Annotated in this window: 22 protein-coding genes; 16 read left to right on the top strand and 6 right to left on the bottom strand. The window is 60.9% G+C overall.

Features of this window, described 5'->3' with window-relative positions:
* Positions 1 to 187 precede the first annotated feature (187 nt).
* Positions 188 to 397, bottom strand: coding sequence for a cold-shock protein (locus tag C5750_RS23245; RefSeq protein ID WP_162700345.1), 210 nt, complete (start codon positions 395 to 397; stop codon positions 188 to 190).
* Positions 398 to 628: 231 nt separating this feature from the next.
* Here C5750_RS23245 and C5750_RS23240 point away from each other — a divergent pair, with 231 nt between their 5' ends.
* Positions 629 to 1,837 carry a TIGR03862 family flavoprotein gene (locus C5750_RS23240; protein WP_105737228.1) on the top strand — a complete coding sequence of 403 codons (1,209 nt, stop codon included), beginning with the start codon at positions 629 to 631 and terminating at the stop codon, positions 1,835 to 1,837.
* On the opposite strand, the gene C5750_RS23235 is transcribed toward C5750_RS23240, so the two are convergent.
* Positions 1,765 to 2,982 (bottom strand): MFS transporter, encoded by a 1,218-nt coding sequence (locus C5750_RS23235; protein WP_105737226.1) that lies wholly within the window; start codon positions 2,980 to 2,982, stop codon positions 1,765 to 1,767. The genes C5750_RS23240 and C5750_RS23235 overlap by 73 nt on opposite strands.
* A 106-nt stretch (positions 2,983 to 3,088) precedes the next feature.
* On the opposite strand from C5750_RS23235, the gene pdxR reads away from it, so the two are divergent.
* Positions 3,089 to 4,582, top strand: a complete 1,494-nt coding sequence (gene pdxR, locus C5750_RS23230) for a MocR-like pyridoxine biosynthesis transcription factor PdxR (RefSeq protein WP_105737224.1) — start codon at positions 3,089 to 3,091, stop codon at positions 4,580 to 4,582.
* On the opposite strand, the gene C5750_RS26700 is transcribed toward pdxR, so the two are convergent.
* Positions 4,572 to 4,736 carry a hypothetical protein gene (locus tag C5750_RS26700; protein ID WP_158531293.1) on the bottom strand — a complete coding sequence of 55 codons (165 nt, stop codon included), beginning with the start codon at positions 4,734 to 4,736 and terminating at the stop codon, positions 4,572 to 4,574. The two genes, pdxR and C5750_RS26700, sit on opposite strands and share 11 nt — an antisense overlap.
* A gap of 281 nt (positions 4,737 to 5,017) precedes the next feature.
* Complete coding sequence (locus C5750_RS26695) at positions 5,018 to 5,158, bottom strand: hypothetical protein (RefSeq protein WP_158531294.1); 141 nt, start codon at positions 5,156 to 5,158, stop codon at positions 5,018 to 5,020.
* A gap of 399 nt (positions 5,159 to 5,557) precedes the next feature.
* Here C5750_RS26695 and C5750_RS23225 point away from each other — a divergent pair, with 399 nt between their 5' ends.
* Positions 5,558 to 6,742 carry a Hint domain-containing protein gene (locus C5750_RS23225; protein ID WP_105737222.1) on the top strand — a complete coding sequence of 395 codons (1,185 nt, stop codon included), beginning with the start codon at positions 5,558 to 5,560 and terminating at the stop codon, positions 6,740 to 6,742.
* Positions 6,743 to 7,059: 317 nt separating this feature from the next.
* On the opposite strand, the gene C5750_RS23220 is transcribed toward C5750_RS23225, so the two are convergent.
* Positions 7,060 to 7,824: an SDR family oxidoreductase gene (locus tag C5750_RS23220; RefSeq protein WP_105737220.1), complete on the bottom strand. Its 765-nt coding sequence runs from the start codon at positions 7,822 to 7,824 to the stop codon at positions 7,060 to 7,062.
* A gap of 148 nt (positions 7,825 to 7,972) precedes the next feature.
* On the opposite strand from C5750_RS23220, the gene C5750_RS23215 reads away from it, so the two are divergent.
* From C5750_RS23215 to C5750_RS23205, 3 genes are read left to right on the top strand one after another with little or no spacing between them, the layout of a single operon-like run.
* A complete protein-coding gene (locus C5750_RS23215) occupies positions 7,973 to 8,515 on the top strand; it encodes a GNAT family N-acetyltransferase (protein WP_105737218.1) in 543 nt (180 codons plus the stop codon).
* Positions 8,512 to 8,691: a hypothetical protein gene (locus tag C5750_RS23210; protein WP_105737216.1), complete on the top strand. Its 180-nt coding sequence runs from the start codon at positions 8,512 to 8,514 to the stop codon at positions 8,689 to 8,691. The genes C5750_RS23215 and C5750_RS23210 overlap by 4 nt, the downstream gene beginning before the upstream one ends.
* Before the next feature lie 22 nt (positions 8,692 to 8,713).
* A complete protein-coding gene (locus C5750_RS23205) occupies positions 8,714 to 9,562 on the top strand; it encodes a class I SAM-dependent methyltransferase (RefSeq protein ID WP_158531295.1) in 849 nt (282 codons plus the stop codon).
* 6 nt (positions 9,563 to 9,568) lie between these two features.
* On the opposite strand, the gene C5750_RS23200 is transcribed toward C5750_RS23205, so the two are convergent.
* Positions 9,569 to 9,952, bottom strand: a complete 384-nt coding sequence (locus C5750_RS23200; protein ID WP_105737212.1) for an SgcJ/EcaC family oxidoreductase — start codon at positions 9,950 to 9,952, stop codon at positions 9,569 to 9,571.
* Positions 9,953 to 10,180: 228 nt separating this feature from the next.
* Here C5750_RS23200 and C5750_RS23195 point away from each other — a divergent pair, with 228 nt between their 5' ends.
* From C5750_RS23195 to C5750_RS23150, 10 genes are all read left to right on the top strand, one after another.
* The gene (locus tag C5750_RS23195; RefSeq protein WP_105737210.1) at positions 10,181 to 10,570 is read left to right on the top strand and encodes a DUF930 domain-containing protein; all 390 of its coding nucleotides are present in this window, start codon (positions 10,181 to 10,183) and stop codon (positions 10,568 to 10,570) included.
* A gap of 167 nt (positions 10,571 to 10,737) precedes the next feature.
* On the top strand, positions 10,738 to 11,103 hold the full coding sequence (locus tag C5750_RS23190; protein WP_105737208.1) for a hypothetical protein: 366 nt from the start codon (positions 10,738 to 10,740) through the stop codon (positions 11,101 to 11,103).
* A 74-nt stretch (positions 11,104 to 11,177) separates the two neighbouring features.
* On the top strand, positions 11,178 to 11,429 hold the full coding sequence (locus C5750_RS23185) for a GlsB/YeaQ/YmgE family stress response membrane protein (protein ID WP_105737370.1): 252 nt from the start codon (positions 11,178 to 11,180) through the stop codon (positions 11,427 to 11,429).
* Positions 11,430 to 11,716: 287 nt separating this feature from the next.
* A complete protein-coding gene (locus C5750_RS23180; protein ID WP_245421218.1) occupies positions 11,717 to 12,142 on the top strand; it encodes a hypothetical protein in 426 nt (141 codons plus the stop codon).
* A gap of 67 nt (positions 12,143 to 12,209) precedes the next feature.
* Complete coding sequence (locus tag C5750_RS23175; RefSeq protein WP_105737204.1) at positions 12,210 to 12,722, top strand: hypothetical protein; 513 nt, start codon at positions 12,210 to 12,212, stop codon at positions 12,720 to 12,722.
* 108 nt (positions 12,723 to 12,830) lie between these two features.
* A complete protein-coding gene (locus C5750_RS23170; protein WP_105737202.1) occupies positions 12,831 to 13,094 on the top strand; it encodes a hypothetical protein in 264 nt (87 codons plus the stop codon).
* 314 nt (positions 13,095 to 13,408) lie between these two features.
* Complete coding sequence (locus C5750_RS23165; RefSeq protein ID WP_425350512.1) at positions 13,409 to 13,753, top strand: hypothetical protein; 345 nt, start codon at positions 13,409 to 13,411, stop codon at positions 13,751 to 13,753.
* An 85-nt stretch (positions 13,754 to 13,838) separates the two neighbouring features.
* Positions 13,839 to 14,153 (top strand): cupin domain-containing protein, encoded by a 315-nt coding sequence (locus tag C5750_RS23160; protein WP_105737200.1) that lies wholly within the window; start codon positions 13,839 to 13,841, stop codon positions 14,151 to 14,153.
* 49 nt (positions 14,154 to 14,202) lie between these two features.
* Positions 14,203 to 14,613 carry a GFA family protein gene (locus C5750_RS23155; RefSeq protein WP_105737198.1) on the top strand — a complete coding sequence of 137 codons (411 nt, stop codon included), beginning with the start codon at positions 14,203 to 14,205 and terminating at the stop codon, positions 14,611 to 14,613.
* 95 nt (positions 14,614 to 14,708) lie between these two features.
* Positions 14,709 to 14,939 carry a hypothetical protein gene (locus tag C5750_RS23150; protein ID WP_105737196.1) on the top strand — a complete coding sequence of 77 codons (231 nt, stop codon included), beginning with the start codon at positions 14,709 to 14,711 and terminating at the stop codon, positions 14,937 to 14,939.
* Positions 14,940 to 14,980 lie beyond the last annotated feature (41 nt).

The raw sequence follows: 14,980 nt of genomic DNA, 5'->3' as shown, positions 1-14,980 counted from the left end.
GCTACGATCAAAGTCTCGCCTGACAGGATGCCTCAACATGGCCAAAAGCGCCAGAGTGCGGTTGTTTTTCTTGGTTTGGCGGCTCTTTTCCGGCGCTCTAAACGAAAACAGGCCGGACTTTCGTCCGGCCTGTTTCATTCTGGTCTGTCATTGCGGAGCGCCGTCACGGGCTCCCGCTGGCGATGCCTTAAGCAGCGCTCAGCTGATCCGCCGACATCTTGCCCGACTTCTTGTCGCGCACCAGTTCGTAATTGATTTTCTGGCCGTCATTGAGATCACGCAGACCTGCGCGCTCAACTGCAGAGATATGTACGAATACATCTGCGCCGCCATCTTCAGGCTGAATGAAGCCGAAGCCCTTTGTAGAATTGAACCATTTAACTGTGCCTGTGGCCATAATGAACCTCCGTAGGGCAGATGTATCGAGTGCCGCGCATAGCGCACGACGCACCCTTGTAGCGATTTTTTATGGAAGCCGTAAAGCCCATATGCGTGAAACTGTTAACGTGACTTGCAACTGTTTTATTACAATGGCGCGACAGAGCCGGGTTCCCGGAGCGGATGGCCTTGCACTTGCGGCGCGCGCAGGCCATGAGTGGGCGCAGCGTTTCGGGTGCCGGATAGACACATGCAGGGTAAGAAAATAGCGATTATCGGCGGCGGCCCCGCAGGCCTCATGGCGGCGGACGCGCTGTCCGGCACCGGGCATGCCGTGACCGTCTATGACGCCATGCCGACCGTCAGCCGAAAATTCCTGCTGGCGGGAAAATCCGGCCTCAACATCACCCATTCGGAAGACTATGACCGCTTTGTCACCCGTTACGGCACCGCAACGGCACGGTTGCGCCCGGCACTGGACGGGTTCACACCGGCCGATGTGCAGCGCTGGGCAGCAGATCTTGGCACGGAAACATTCACCGGGTCATCGGGCCGGGTTTTCCCGACGGCCATGAAGGCCTCGCCGCTGCTGCGGGCCTGGCTGCGGCGGCTGGAGGCACGCGGTGTCCGTATCCTGACCCGGCACCGCTGGGCGGGTTTTGCCGAAAACGGCTTTGTCTTCGACATGCCAGACGGCCCCAACATCATCGACTGCGATGCTGCCCTGCTGGCGCTCGGCGGTGCAAGCTGGCCCCGGCTCGGTTCCGATGGCGGATGGACGGCATGGCTGAGCGGGAAAGGCGTGGACATCGCTGCTTTTCGTCCGGCCAATTGCGGTTTTGACGTCGCGTGGGACGATGGGTTCAAGGAGCGCTTTGCCGGTCAGCCGGTGAAATCGGTCACGGCGACGTCAGGCGCGGGTACATTTCCCGGCGAGTTCGTCATCACCCGGAACGGGATCGAAGGCAGTCTGGTCTATACCCATGCGGCCAGTCTGCGCGACCGGCTCGAAAGCGAAGACAGGGCTGCCCTCATGCTCGACCTTGCACCGGGCCGGAGCGTGGAAAGGCTGGCAAGGGACCTGGCACGGCAGGACAGCAAGGCCAGCTTCGCCAATCGCCTGCGCAAGGGCGCGGGCATTGACGGCGTCAAAATCGCCCTGCTGCGCGCATTCGCACCGCCCGCAGCTCTCGCCGATCCGGAAAGGCTGGCGCGGCTGATCAAATCCCTGCCGCTGGCTGTCTTGCGCCCGCGCCCCATTGCCGAAGCCATTTCCTCGGCGGGCGGTATTCGCCTGGACGCCATTGATGACGGATACATGCTGAAGGCGCTGCCGGGCGTTTTCGCCGCCGGGGAGATGCTGGACTGGGAGGCACCGACCGGCGGTTACCTCCTGACCGCCTGCTTTGCCACCGGCCGCGCCGCGGCGCGGGGCATGGAAGCCTGGTTGGACCGGTAGGCACGTTTTGCCGTCCACACGGCAATCGCCAGCTCTGCCAGGCCGCACGCCAGGATCAGCAGCAAAAGCCCGCTCTTACCCGCATGGACCAGCACCCAGCCGCCGACCGCAGGGAAGCCGAATACCCCGACAAAATAGGACAGGACGAACCAAGTCAGTGCGGCAGGGCGATGCTCGACAGGCGAGTCATTGACGGCCTGCGTCTGAATGATCGAGTAGACAAGCCCGTAGCCGATCCCGAGCAGAACTGCGGCCAGCATGTGAAACACAGCACTCGCCGGGACGGCAAACATGGCAAGGATGCCAAGAACCATGATGAACAGGAGGATTTGCGCGCTGGTTTCCCTGGGTGCCCGGTTGACCAGCGGTGCAAGCAGCCAGCGTGAAAGGACGACGGTAACCGCATAAATGGCAAAGAACGTGCTTGCCCGTGCCGCGGTACCGGCAACCAGCGCCGTCTGAAATGTCAGGATGCCGGAGAAGACACAAGCGCCAAGGGCCACCATTATAATGGGATAGATCGCCGCCGTGCGGCTGATGGCTGGAAAATCGCGCAGCCACCGGCGCGAACCGCTGGCCGGGTGCAATGCCACAGCCGCCCGCTGGAATGCCGCAAGCATGACTGCGGCGGCAAGGGCGATGCCGCCGACAACGAGGAATGTCGTGACTGTCGAAAAATGCAGCGTGCTTATGGCAAAATCCGCCAGAATCGGACTGCCGCCGATACCGGCCATCTGGAACGCGCCGAACCGGGTGAACCAGAGTGCGCGATCCGCATCATCGGTTCTTTCAATGACCGCCATGGGCGCGGCGAGATAGAAAGTCCCCCAGCCCAGGCCGATGAGAAACCCGCCCACCGCGGTCAATGGCGTGATGGATGTCAGCATCGCTAGGAGACCAAAACCCGCTGCCACGCTCAAGGCGCCGCAGGCCGCCAGATTTGCCGCACCGGCCCGGCCGGAAAACCAGCCGACAAGCGGCACGCCGACGAACGTGCCGGCCATGGCCGCCGCCAGCGCCAGGCCCGTATCGACCTCATTACCGCCGAGCGTGTGGAAATAATCGTTGAGCAGGAACGTGGCGCCGTAACCGGCGGAGGTCAGCAAGGTGCCCAGGAACAGAAAAATCGCAGTGGTGAAGCGCATGGTCTTGACTCGCAGGAGGAGGAATAAGTGGCTTCATAAAATCTGCAATCCTGTATAAAATACAGGTCCACTTCACGCTGCCCGCGTGGACCACTTGGGAGAGAACATGGCCGTTGCCCGCAAAATGCGCCGGCGTGAAAGCCCCGTGCATTCGTTCCAGCCGTTCATTGACAGGGACGCGGCCTCCCCCGTGGTGCGCCAGTTGTACCTGTCGCTGCGCAGGGCTATTCTGACCGGTCAGATCCGCCCCGCATCGCGCCTGCCGTCAACGCGCCTTGCCAGCATGGAATGGGGGCTTTCACGCGGCGTGATTGCAGAAGCCTATGACATCCTCATCACCGAGGGGTATGCCCGCGGCGTGCACGGTGCGGGCACGTTCGTTGCGGCCAGCATTCCGGCGCAGCAGCAGAAGCCGAAAGCACCGCACACCGAGGAACCGGCGGAGCGCGCCATCTCCGCCGCCGCCCGCAGTGCCCTCGCCCGGGCAGTCAGCTTCGATACCAGCGCGCAGATGCCGTTCGTCACCGGCCGCGTGGTGCACGACGAACGGACGAGCGCGCTGCTGCGCAGGCTTGCGGCCCGTCATCTGAGTTTCAGCCGTGACCACTACCGCCATGTTCAGGGCCAGGAAGAACTGCGTGAAGCCATCGTGGCGTATCTGACGGCTTCGCGCAGCGTCCGCTGCGACGCCAGCCAGATCTTCATCACCTCGGGCACACAGCAGGCCATCGATCTGGTGGCCCGCACCCTGGTCACGCCGGGTGACCGGGTTCTGATGGAAGACCCGTGCTATCCCGGCGCGCGTCACGCGTTTGCGCTGCACGGTGCTGAACTTGCCGGTATAGACGTCGACGAAAACGGCCTGCAGACAGCGCTGCTGCCCCCGATATCCGGCCAGGTGCGCGCAGTCTACGTGACGCCGTCGCATCAATACCCGGCAGGCGCAGCCATGTCATTGCCGCGCCGCCTCGCCTTGCTCAATTGGGCGCGCGACAATCACAGCTGGATCATCGAGGACGATTACGACAGCGAATTCCGGTATGATGGCCGGCCCCTGGCCTCGCTCCAGGGGCTGGATGAAAACGAACGCGTCATTTACCTCGGCACGTTCAGCAAGGCGCTTCTTCCGAGTTTCCGTGTCGGCTATGCGGTTGTGCCGCATGACCTCGTGCCGGCTTTTGCAGCCATACGCCCGTTCCTGGACCGCTTCCCGCCCCCGTTCCAGCAGAGTGTCCTGGCTGATTTCCTGGCGGAGGGCTATTTTTCCAGCCATCTGCGGCGGCTGCGGGAGAGTTACCGCAAATCGCGCGACCTGCTGGTGGCCCTGCTGCAGGAGCAGGTTGCCGATCATCTGACGGTCACGGTCCCGCATCAGGGCATTCATCTCGTCGGCCGCAGCACCGGAACGTGGCAGGCAGATCAGGCGGTTGCATCGGCCTGTGCCGATCGAGGGGTCAAGGTGATGCCGGTTTCGCCCATGCATATCTCAGCGGCGCCGCGCCAGGGGCTGCTCCTGGGTTTTTCAGCGCTGACATCCCGTGAGGCGGAACCTGCCACGGCACGCCTGCGGGCGGCACTCGATGCGGTGGCTACCTGTTGATAACCAGCATCTTCATCCGCATCCGCCGGCGCAAGCGTCGGATGGTGGCCTGAAGATGGGCGTGCGCCATTTCACTGCGCCCCTGCGCCCGGACAAATATCTTGTTCTTGTAGTTTTGCGGATCGACGTAAGTAATTTTAGCACGCACAGCCATACTATCCTCACAGCGTCTCATGACAATTTATGAGCGATGCTCGTTATGCGTGTTTCCGGTTGTTTTTAGAATAGCTCTATTGTGAGTAACCTTAACGGCACGGGGTGCCCGCCACACTGCGGCTTCCATATATCAAGGAGATGGGAGGAGGCTCGACAACAGCTAATTTCGAAGGACTGGCAGCCATCGAGCCCCATGCTGGCCCCACGACAAACCAGCGCTGCCATGGTGATCCCCGGCGCGCCGCGGGTCAAATTACAAATCGGCAATGAAACGACCGGCTACAGGAACAGCTTGAACGCAACGGGTATCGCAACGCCAATCATGAAGATTGCCAGGGCACAGGTGCGGCATACGAAATCCGTCCAGATGCTGTCGTTGTCATTGTCGCTTATCATCGGATCAGCCTTCACATCCAACATGGAATATACGCCCTCCAAGACTACAAGAATAAGCCTGCATGCTTAACGACCCGTAAATGCGATGCGGCGGCCAGAGCGAAGGTGCCTGCCTTTCGCACCCGTGCCGATTTCTTGCATGGAATGACGTTAACCGGCCAAGGCGGTCACAACCTGTCCGAGCAATAAGACGCCAAGACAATTTGTAGTAATGAAGCCGCAATGTAGCCGATGCTGAATACCGGGATGGGTTTTACATCAAGAGGTAAAAGTATCCGTCGGCTTCGTTAGCAGGGAGGCGGTCTTTGCAAACGGTAGATAACGGTAACGGTTATTCTTGCTGGACGTGCGTCCGATACTTTGAACAACCCAATCGGCCGACCGGAAATCCTAGGGATGTCATGCATTCAAGAAGGGTTTTCCATGGCTTTGATCAATTTGAACCTTATCAACAACACCACGACAACCATCAATTCCAGCAATTTCCACACCGGTGATACGGTTGCCCTCGGGCTGGTGTCGAGCGCGACGCTGATTGTTGATGGCGTCAATGCTGACGTGACGTCCTTTGCCGGTGTCAGCGGTCTTTCCAACACCACATTCAATGTCATCAATGGCGCCACGCTCACCGTCGAAGCACAGCTGGCGGCCGTCGGCGCGGGCTCGACGTTCCACTATATCATCGGTGCCGGCAGCACGCTGAATCTCAATTCGGCACTCATCGGCATCGATGTTCTGCAGACGACAACCGTGGATTTTGCCGGATCGACCGGATCAGGCCATTTCGTCTACACCCCGCCGGGAATCGGGCTGTCCCTGCTCAGTCCGACGCCCACCATCATCAATGCGAGCGCGGGCGACCGTGTCACCGTGAACGGGGCCACCAGTGTTTCGCAGTCCGGAAACATCGTCACGTTCCATGGCGGACTGCTCGGACTGGGGACACTGGCCACCTATGTCATTCCGGCCGGTGCCACCTACACCTTCAACAATACAGACGATACACTCACCTTCATCACACCATGCTTCGTCCGCGGCACGATGATCGCAACTCCGGAAGGCGAGGTACCCGTCGAGAAGCTGAAAGTCGGTGACCTGGTGATCAGCCTCGTCAAGGAGGTTGCGGAAATCACCTGGGTCGGCAAGCGGACGATCGATCCGAAAACCCTCGACAAGCCGCGCAACGACCTGCCCATCCGCTTCTGCGCCGGGGCGATTTCGGAAAACGTGCCGCACCGGGATCTCCTGGTGTCACCGGACCACTGCATATTCATCGGCGGTGTCCTGATCCCGGCCAAACTCCTGATCAATGATACCACCGTGACGCAGAAATTTTCCCAGGCGCCGATCGATTACTTTCATATCGAATTGGAAAAGCACGACGTGCTCTGGGCGGAGGGAGCGATGGCCGAGAGCTATCTCGACCTTGGCAACAAGAATGCGTTTCTTGAGCCGGGCGTGCTGCAGTTCGTTTCGCCCCGAATCCGGGAAGCCAAGGCCTGTTATCCCATCGCCTATGTCGGCCCTGCCGTGGACAAGGCGCGGGACATGATTGCGGAACGGGAACGGGCGATCGGTGACAAGACCGCCGAAGCCATCGCGTCCTGATACAATGAGAACGGGCCGCCTCCCATCACCGGGGTGCGGCCCGGCAAGGGAAGACAAACGGAGAGGTTGTGAGGCTCGACACCGGCCATTGCATGTCACTACCATGGAGAGCACCGAGCCTCTGCCAACAGTCGTTCCATATGCGGTCTGCGCACCTTCGTCTTTGGGGGACCAGTTTCAACAGATCGCACACTCACCATCAGCATGCTTACATTTATTGAACGAGATGGGGTGTCAATGGAATAGGTAAATGTACCCAGAAATGTCCGTGAGCCATGCAGGCGCCGGCAAGCCGCGCGGCGCCTGCCCGGCCAGCCTCACGTCCGGTTGATCGATACGCCGCCATCCACCAGCATAGCCGTGCCCGTGGTAAAGCTGGAGGCATCGGAGGCGAGATAAAGCACGGAACGGGCGATTTCCGCCGGTTTTGCCAGCCGCTTGAGCGCATGCATTCCCTCGACAAAGGCGCGCTTTTCAGGTGTGTCGATCCAGGCTTCCGCCATGGTCGTATCGGTGCCGCCGGGCAACAGCGCATTGACACGGATGCCTTGCGGCCCGAATTCCACCGCCAGTGTCTGCATCAGGCCGATGAGCCCCGCCTTGCTGGCGGCGTAGGCGGCAGTGCCGGGCATGCCAGCGGTGTGACCGACAAAGGTCGACGTGAAGATCAGCGATCCGCCGCCCCGCCTTTGCATCGCGGGCAATTGATACTTTGCCGCCAGAAACGCCGATGTCAGATTGATATCGATCGTCTCCTGCCAGCCGCCGAGCGAAACATCCGGCGTCGGCCCCATCTCGCCATTGATCCCGGCATTGTTGAAGGCAATGTCCAATCCGCCGAATTTTTCTTCAGCCAGCTCCACCAGCGCTTTGGCATAGGCGGCATCGCCGACGCTGCCCGCGAGCGCCACGGCCTCGCCGCCCTCGCCGGCAATCTCCGCCACCAATTTGTCCAGTTCGTTCCCGCGCCGGGCAGCCACGACCACGCGGGCGCCTTCCCGCGCGAAGAGCTTGGCCGTTTCGTAGCCGATGCCGGAGCTTGCGCCGGTGACAATGGCGGTTTTTCCATTCAGACTGTTCATTGTATCGCCTCTCGGATTTCAACAGGGCTGGCGTGACAGACACGCCAGCGCGGCCATCCATGGCTTTCACGCCCGCCCCGCGCCACCCGAAACCTGCGGGCGTTCCCCTTGCCTTGACGGCTCATGACTTCACTCCCATAATTGCGCCATGCAACCCGACACTCCCCGGCTTTACCTGCGCCAATGGCGGGCGGAAGATCGCGCGCCGTTCTTTGCACTCAACAGCGAGCCCGCCGTCCAGCGCTATCTGACCCCGCTGACACGCACGGGTTCCGACGCCATGCTTGACCGCATCGATGCCCATTTTGCCGAAAATGGCTGGGGCTTCTGGGCGCTGGAAGACCGCCGGAGCGGGGCGCTGATCGGCATGTGCGGGCTTGTCCATATTCCCTGGACGGCATTCTTTACACCAGCGGTTGAAATCGGCTGGCGGCTTTCCACGCCGTGGCAGGGCAAGGGATTGGCCCGGGAAGCCGCTGAGGCCGTGCTCGCCTACGGCTTCCAGACCTTGCAGCTTGACCGCATTGTCAGCTTCACCACACCCGCCAATACCGCCTCCTGGGGCCTGATGCAGCGGCTCGGCATGCACAAGATGGGTGAATTCGATCACCCCGGTTTGCCCGAAGGGCATCCGCTGCGCCGCCATGTGGCTTACGAGATCCATGCGCCCGAGGCGGGAGAATCCCCATGAGCAACGAACAGATCTGCCATGTCGCCGTCAGTCAGAAGAATGATACAAGCTGGTATTATGTTCTGGTGATCGACGGTGACGCAGGCCCGCAGATCGGCCCGTACAGGACCGAACAGGAAGCCCGCAGCGCTGGCGAAAAGGAACTTGCCGATCTCGATCTCGGCGCGGATGAATGATCGGGCAACCGCAAGGATTCCCATGTCAGATCCCCATAAGAGCCAACAGGAGACAGGCACACCGGGCGTTTGGGACGACAGCCGGTCGCACAACTGGATCGTCCTGCAGGATGCACTGGAACGGATGCTCGGCCCGATCGGCGACGCGGCGATCAAGGCGCTGGCACCGCGGCAGGGCGAGACCTTCCTTGACGTCGGCTGCGGTTGCGGTCGCACATCGCTGGCGCTGGCCCGTGCCGCGGGGCCGGATGGCAGCGTTAGGGGTGCCGACCTCTCCCCGTCAATGCTGGCCGCGGGCCGCGCGGAGGCGTCTGCCGAACGCCTCGGCAATGTGCATTTCATCGAGGCCAACGCGCAGACGCATGACTTCGGCCCGGCCCGGTTTGACGGCCTGTTCTCGCGCTTCGGCGTGATGTTCTTTGACGATCCGGCCGCGGCCTTCAGCAATCTGGCCAAGACGCTGAAGCCGGGCGGGCGGCTCGCCTTCGCCTGCTGGCGCGACCGGCGCGAGGTGGAATGGTTCGAAATGCCGATCCGGGTCGCAAGCCGGCACCTCCCTGCTCCCGACCTGCCCGGCCAGGGCCCGGGTGCATTTTCACTGGCAAGGCCGGAGCGTATTCACTTTGTCCTGACTGCGGCCGGCTTTTCGGACATCGAGGCCACTCCGCTGGATCTGAGGACCGGCGGCGGCGATATCGACGAAGTGCTGAGCATTCTCAAGATCGGCTTTGTCGGTGAACATATCAGGCAGTTTCCAGACAGGGCGGAGGCCGCCTGGGAAGCCATCCGGCGCGAGCTTGCCGATTATGCGACACCGGACGGCGTCTTCATCGGCACGGGCACCTGGATCGTGACGGCACGGCGGGCATAACCGCCGTCAGCTCTCTTGCGTCACCATGTTGGCATCGCGCGCCAGCCGCCATTTGCCATCCGCTTCCTTGCGCAGCAATGTCAGCGTGTATCCTGAACGCCGCTGCACCTTTCCACCCGGAGGCGTGATGGCAATGCGGATATGGTTGCGGATGAAGGCCCATTGCCCGAGGATCTGAAGCTCGACAATTTCACTCGCGCCTTCCATGCGCATCTCTTTCAGGCTCTCGGACGCCGCCGCAAACATCTCCTTGCCGAACGGTTCCCGGCCGGGAACCGTAAACACCACATCGTCCGTCATCAGGCTGAGAACCGTCGCGGTATCTCCTGCCTGGCTGGCGGCAAGCCAGGTATCCACCACTGCGCGTATTGCCTGCTCGTCATCGCTCATCTGATGTGTCTCCCCTTGGTCAGACCGTGCAATGATACCGCGCAAAACGCCCATACCCAACCCGTGTGCCGGTTGCAGCAACGGTCTTGAACCATCCCGTTTTGACTTTCCCGCCACTTTGGGCAAATTTCCTCTCCCCGCGATTCGACAAACAGGCCGCACGGCCTGATTCCTCAACATCGCTGCCAAGGGCTGGCCCACGGCAGATAGAGAAGGCTGATCCCATCCATGAAAAAGCCAATGCTGCTGTTCGCCATTCTTGCCCTGTCCCTGCAATCGGCGGTTGCCATGGACACGAGAATGGAAGCCGGCCTTGAAAAACTCGATCCGCAGACCCGGCTGGAACAGCGCTGCGATGTCGAAGCGATGGAGCGCATCCGCAAGGACCAGAACGGCTACAATCCCGACAAGGTGCTGGCCTATGCCTTTGCCGACCCGAAAGTCGACCCGCATGCGATCAAATCGCGCGGCGCCGCCTTTCGCAGCCGGGGCGAATGGTATCACCTGGCATTCAAATGCACGACGAATGACGACAATATGGAAATCGTCGCCTTCAAATACCGGATCGGCGAAAAAATCCCCAAGAACGAATGGGACCAGCATTATCTGGTGCCCTGATAGCATTTCCAGGCGCAACGGCGTGCGGGTGGCACGCCCGCCGCAAACCGGGCAAATAAGTCGCCTCCGCGACAATCTTGCAATGCTATGGCAATGGTACGCGCCGATTGCTGTTGCGGACCGGTGCTTCTCCCCACATTCCATCGCATCGGTTCTGGAGAACCACCATGCGACGCCTCTGCCATATCCTGCTCTCGGCCGCCCTGCTGGCAAGCATGGCCCCGGCCATGGCGGCTGAACCGCCAGCCATCAACCCGTTGCGCGGTACCGGTCAGCCGCTAACTCGCTTCGTCCAATATGACACAGACCCCTGCACAGATGGCCGCTACAGCGACGGCAAACCGCGCAGTTGCCGCGAAATCATGCGCATGCTCGAGCGCCGCGACCGCTACCGGCAACGCCGGGAGCGCTACGATCCCTGCACCGATGGCAGGGTCAGCGACGGCCGCCCGCGCAGCTGCCGCGAAATCAGGCGCTGGCTGCGTGAACGGGATGACGAAGACGGCTGGCGTCCGGCCAAACAATGGAAATAGATCGTGCCGCGCGGAACAAACGGCGGATGAGGCCGTTTGAATGATCGTGAATGTTCACAACGGAGGGTATTGATATGGGAACTGCAGGCGTGGGCTGGATTGCAGCCATCATTATCGGCGGATTGGCCGGCTGGCTGGCCGAGATGTTCATGAAGAGCGATACCGGCATCATCATGAATATCATTCTGGGTATCGTCGGCGCGGTTCTTGCCAATGCCATTCTATCGGTGTTCGGCATCGTTCTGACCGGCTGGATCGGCTATCTCATCGCCGGATTCATCGGTGCCTGCATTCTAGTCGGTGTCGGGCGGGCCATCCGCCGCTGACCGTTCCTGCCCGGCCGTGTGACCGGGCAGTTTGACAGGTTTCTCAGCCGTTTGCCGATGCGATAACCCGGCAAATGGCGGTTTTAGTCGTGCCTTCGGGAGCCACCTGCCCCGGGGCAGTAAGACGCGAAAGGGAATTTTAAAGCGCTCGATGACAGCCGTTCGCACTTGCGCGCGGCAGCGAAAAGCCTCATGAGATCAGTATCATGATGATCATGGCAAAATCGTCCAAAAGGGGTGCGGCAGTATCGCCGCCCATCCCAACAGGTTCGACCGGAGGGCTGCGCTTGAAATACACCTTACGTTGTCTCGTGCCCGCCACTTTTCTCGTTGTCGCCGCCCAGGGCGGCCAAGCGTGGGCCGAGGGAGACACGTACACGGCCTACAGCAACACCGCCCAGAGCATCACAGGCGACATCACGATGGATGATTTCAGCATCACCTTTGCCAATGGCGAGGCGCTGGCTTTTTCGTCATTGCTCGGCGACCACTTCATTGTCGACGGAAAGAGCGTCAACGCATCGGTCTACAAGGTCGAAACCCCTGCGGATCCCGAACTGGAAAACGGCAACAAGCTGTGCGGTTCCGGCGATGTTTCCTATGTCGCCACCTGGGGTGCTGGGGAAGGGCTGACGGAAGTGGCCGTGTTTACCGGCGGCAAGGCGCCGTCCAGCAACAGCGATATGTGCGCATCCTATATTTATCAGGATTAGCAGACGTTCTTGCTTTCCCCGTGACAACGCGGTTGATTGGCCGGGTGAGAACATGCAGGGGGCAGTCATGAGTTTGTTGGCCTGGACCGATGAGCGCTGGTACACGCTTCTCAGCGGCTATCGCGACCTCTACAACCCGGCGGATGCGCTGCAGGCGCTTGAGCAGGGTGATTTTACCCTTGCCTGGGACGAGTTGTGGGAAAACCTGCACCACCGGGGCGATGTGGACACCGCCGCCTATGCCGCCGTCCCGGAAATCGTGCGGATTGCCTGGCAGCTCAAGCTCAAGGACTGGAACGCCTTTGCCCTTGTTGCCGCCATTGAAGCCGCCCGCCTCAACAATGACCGCAATCCGCCGATCCCGGAATGGCTGATGGACGCCTATGAACGGGCGTGGGTCGATATGGCCACGCTTGCATTGCACATCTATCCGAAAGCCGAAGACCCTGCCCTGGTGACAAGCCTGCTGTCGGTCCTCGCCTTTGCCAAGGGCAACAGGACCATTGGCACCTTTGCGATTGATCTGACGGAGGAGGAGCAGCAGGCTCTGCCCGGATGGCAAGCCAACGATTCGCCATAGGGTTGCAACAGTGTCTTCCCGCACCGCCCAACCTAAAATTTTTGTAATATGGGAACACGGCGCAACCCGGGTGTATTGTTGTTAGCGTCAATAGCTCAGAGGTTCAAAATGAAAAGCCTGATACTTGCTACAGCGATCGCCCTGACATCCCTGATGGCGTTCAATGCTCCGTCCGAAGCAGCGCCGCTCTCCGTCCCGCCGGCCCAGACCGCCAGCCCTGCCGGAACCACGGGCAGCCTGATCCAGAATGTCGACTACCGGCCGGGCTACAGACGCCACCATCGCCGGTGGAATCGCCACTGCTTCGTGCGCACGGAACGGCATCGTGTCCATGGCCGAATCATTGTCAGAAAAGTGCGCGTCTGCCGCTGATTCCCACCCGAAGCAAAACCCGGCACGGTCGTCCTGCCGGGTTTTTTCCTGCCCGAACCAGGCATCCGGCCCACGCCGCAGACCCGGAATTTGACCTGCGACCCGATTGCTGCCAAAAAACTGTTTCACAGTCACATCGACGTCACAATGGAGATGCCTGATGAGACACAAATGCCTTGTGATCGGCGTGCTTGTTCTTATGTTTGCCCTGCTGGGAGCTCTTGCGCTGTTCTCGAAAAAACAAGCCGGTCCCGGGCAGATACCGCCCCATTCCCTGCAGGATCCCCTTCGCGCTCCCTGAGATCATCGTGTTCATGGCAAGCATGCGTCTGAAATGGCTGGGGTATCTCTTGCTCATCGCGGCATTGCCACTGGCGATTCTGGCGGGCGGGCTCCCGGTCAATGAATACAAGGCGCAAGGCATCGACGGCGTGGATTGCGACGGGCCGCTGCAGGTGCTCTTCTATGCGGTGCCGGCCCTGCTGATTTACGGCACCGGCCTTGCGCTGCATGCCAGTCCCCCGCAAAAGCCGTTTCGTCTGGCCGTCGCGCTGCTGTGCGCGGCCCTGTGCCTGTTCGCCGCGCTCAACGCGGCAGCGGCCGTGCGCGAGCAATGGCAGCAGGGCCGCACGGCGGAGACCTGCAGCCGCGGGCTCTGACACCGGGCCGAAGCCACTTGCTTTCCTGCTGCGGACAGGATTGGATCGGCAACCGGAGACATCACTGCAACCGGGAACACGACAATTGGCCTTCCAGTGCGATCTGCCTGCCATACCGACCGTTCAGCAAGACGACGATGCCGTGCGCATTACCCGCTGGGATTTTCAGCCGGGCGCGGTCACCGGCTGGCATGAGCACGGATGGCCCTATTTCGTTGTCATGCTGGTGGATGGAATCCTGCGCATTCACAACGGAACCGACGTCACCGACGTGCCGCTGACGGCAGGCCAGTCCTACCAGCGCCCGTCGGGCATCAAACACGATGTCATGAACGGCTCCCCGCATGCGATTGCCTTTGTCGAAATTGAGATCAAAAAGCCGGAAGCGCTCGGCGCCTAGCTCTGGAAATTCCAGACTGCCGGGTTCGTGCCCGAACGGGAGAAACGCAATGAAAGTGGATGGCTCCTGCCATTGCGGCAAGATCAGATTCGAAGCGGATGTGGACCCTGCTGCGGTCACGATCTGTCACTGCACCGACTGCCAGCAGCTCACAGGCACCGCATTCCGGGTCTCCGTGCCTGCAGCTGCGAGCGCACTGCGGTTTGTCGGCGGCACCCCAAAAACCTACGTAAAGACAGCCGATAGTGGCAGACAGCGCATTCAGGGATTTTGCGCGGACTGCGGGACTCCACTCTACTCCACCGGTACCGATACGCATCCAGCCCGTTACATGCTGCGTACCGGTTGCATGACGCAGCGCGACAGCCTTGTTCCCCGGGAGGAACTGTGGCGGCAATCCGCCCTTTCCTGGTTGCCGGACCTGCATTGCGACAGGTCCCTTGACCAGGAGGATGATTAACAGGTTATCCACAGCGCCGGTTTTTCGGCGCTTGGCATTGCTGCCATTTGCCGTAAAATCGGTGCTCGCAAGTCAATGAGCACCAGGAGCAGACCGTGATCGATCCATCTGATGTCAATCGCGACGCAGAAACAATCGTACTCACCCTCGACAACAATCTGGCTTCCACGGAGCACAAATATCCAAGTGTCGATCAGGCGTGCATGGCCATTCCCCAGCTTCGGGACGTGTCGAGAATTTACATCAACGGCGACACGCCCATCGAGGCGACCGAATTCGTGCAGCTGTGCGCCATACTGGACAAAGGACCGGCCATTCGCTCCTGACCGGAGCTGCCGGCTTGATGCATGCCAAACCGGCGGATAGG

It is taken from the genome of Phyllobacterium myrsinacearum, assembly GCF_002980555.1.
Taxonomy (GTDB): domain Bacteria; phylum Pseudomonadota; class Alphaproteobacteria; order Rhizobiales; family Rhizobiaceae; genus Phyllobacterium; species Phyllobacterium myrsinacearum.
Note: the sequence above shows the minus strand (reverse complement) of the source record. Positions and strands in the feature narration are given on the sequence as shown.

What these genes read in the sequence shown, in the direction of transcription:
- C5750_RS23245 (WP_162700345.1), bottom strand. Translation starts at nt 397, where the DNA reads ATGGCCACAGGCACAGTTAAATGGTTCAATTCTACAAAGGGCTTCGGC.
- C5750_RS23240 (WP_105737228.1), top strand. Translation starts at nt 629, where the DNA reads ATGCAGGGTAAGAAAATAGCGATTATCGGCGGCGGCCCCGCAGGCCTC.
- C5750_RS23235 (WP_105737226.1), bottom strand. Translation starts at nt 2,982, where the DNA reads ATGCGCTTCACCACTGCGATTTTTCTGTTCCTGGGCACCTTGCTGACC.
- pdxR (WP_105737224.1), top strand. Translation starts at nt 3,089, where the DNA reads ATGGCCGTTGCCCGCAAAATGCGCCGGCGTGAAAGCCCCGTGCATTCG.
- C5750_RS26700 (WP_158531293.1), bottom strand. Translation starts at nt 4,736, where the DNA reads ATGGCTGTGCGTGCTAAAATTACTTACGTCGATCCGCAAAACTACAAG.
- C5750_RS26695 (WP_158531294.1), bottom strand. Translation starts at nt 5,158, where the DNA reads ATGTTGGATGTGAAGGCTGATCCGATGATAAGCGACAATGACAACGAC.
- C5750_RS23225 (WP_105737222.1), top strand. Translation starts at nt 5,558, where the DNA reads ATGGCTTTGATCAATTTGAACCTTATCAACAACACCACGACAACCATC.
- C5750_RS23220 (WP_105737220.1), bottom strand. Translation starts at nt 7,824, where the DNA reads ATGAACAGTCTGAATGGAAAAACCGCCATTGTCACCGGCGCAAGCTCC.
- C5750_RS23215 (WP_105737218.1), top strand. Translation starts at nt 7,973, where the DNA reads ATGCAACCCGACACTCCCCGGCTTTACCTGCGCCAATGGCGGGCGGAA.
- C5750_RS23210 (WP_105737216.1), top strand. Translation starts at nt 8,512, where the DNA reads ATGAGCAACGAACAGATCTGCCATGTCGCCGTCAGTCAGAAGAATGAT.
- C5750_RS23205 (WP_158531295.1), top strand. Translation starts at nt 8,714, where the DNA reads ATGTCAGATCCCCATAAGAGCCAACAGGAGACAGGCACACCGGGCGTT.
- C5750_RS23200 (WP_105737212.1), bottom strand. Translation starts at nt 9,952, where the DNA reads ATGAGCGATGACGAGCAGGCAATACGCGCAGTGGTGGATACCTGGCTT.
- C5750_RS23195 (WP_105737210.1), top strand. Translation starts at nt 10,181, where the DNA reads ATGAAAAAGCCAATGCTGCTGTTCGCCATTCTTGCCCTGTCCCTGCAA.
- C5750_RS23190 (WP_105737208.1), top strand. Translation starts at nt 10,738, where the DNA reads ATGCGACGCCTCTGCCATATCCTGCTCTCGGCCGCCCTGCTGGCAAGC.
- C5750_RS23185 (WP_105737370.1), top strand. Translation starts at nt 11,178, where the DNA reads ATGGGAACTGCAGGCGTGGGCTGGATTGCAGCCATCATTATCGGCGGA.
- C5750_RS23175 (WP_105737204.1), top strand. Translation starts at nt 12,210, where the DNA reads ATGAGTTTGTTGGCCTGGACCGATGAGCGCTGGTACACGCTTCTCAGC.
- C5750_RS23170 (WP_105737202.1), top strand. Translation starts at nt 12,831, where the DNA reads ATGAAAAGCCTGATACTTGCTACAGCGATCGCCCTGACATCCCTGATG.
- C5750_RS23165 (WP_425350512.1), top strand. Translation starts at nt 13,409, where the DNA reads ATGGCAAGCATGCGTCTGAAATGGCTGGGGTATCTCTTGCTCATCGCG.
- C5750_RS23155 (WP_105737198.1), top strand. Translation starts at nt 14,203, where the DNA reads ATGAAAGTGGATGGCTCCTGCCATTGCGGCAAGATCAGATTCGAAGCG.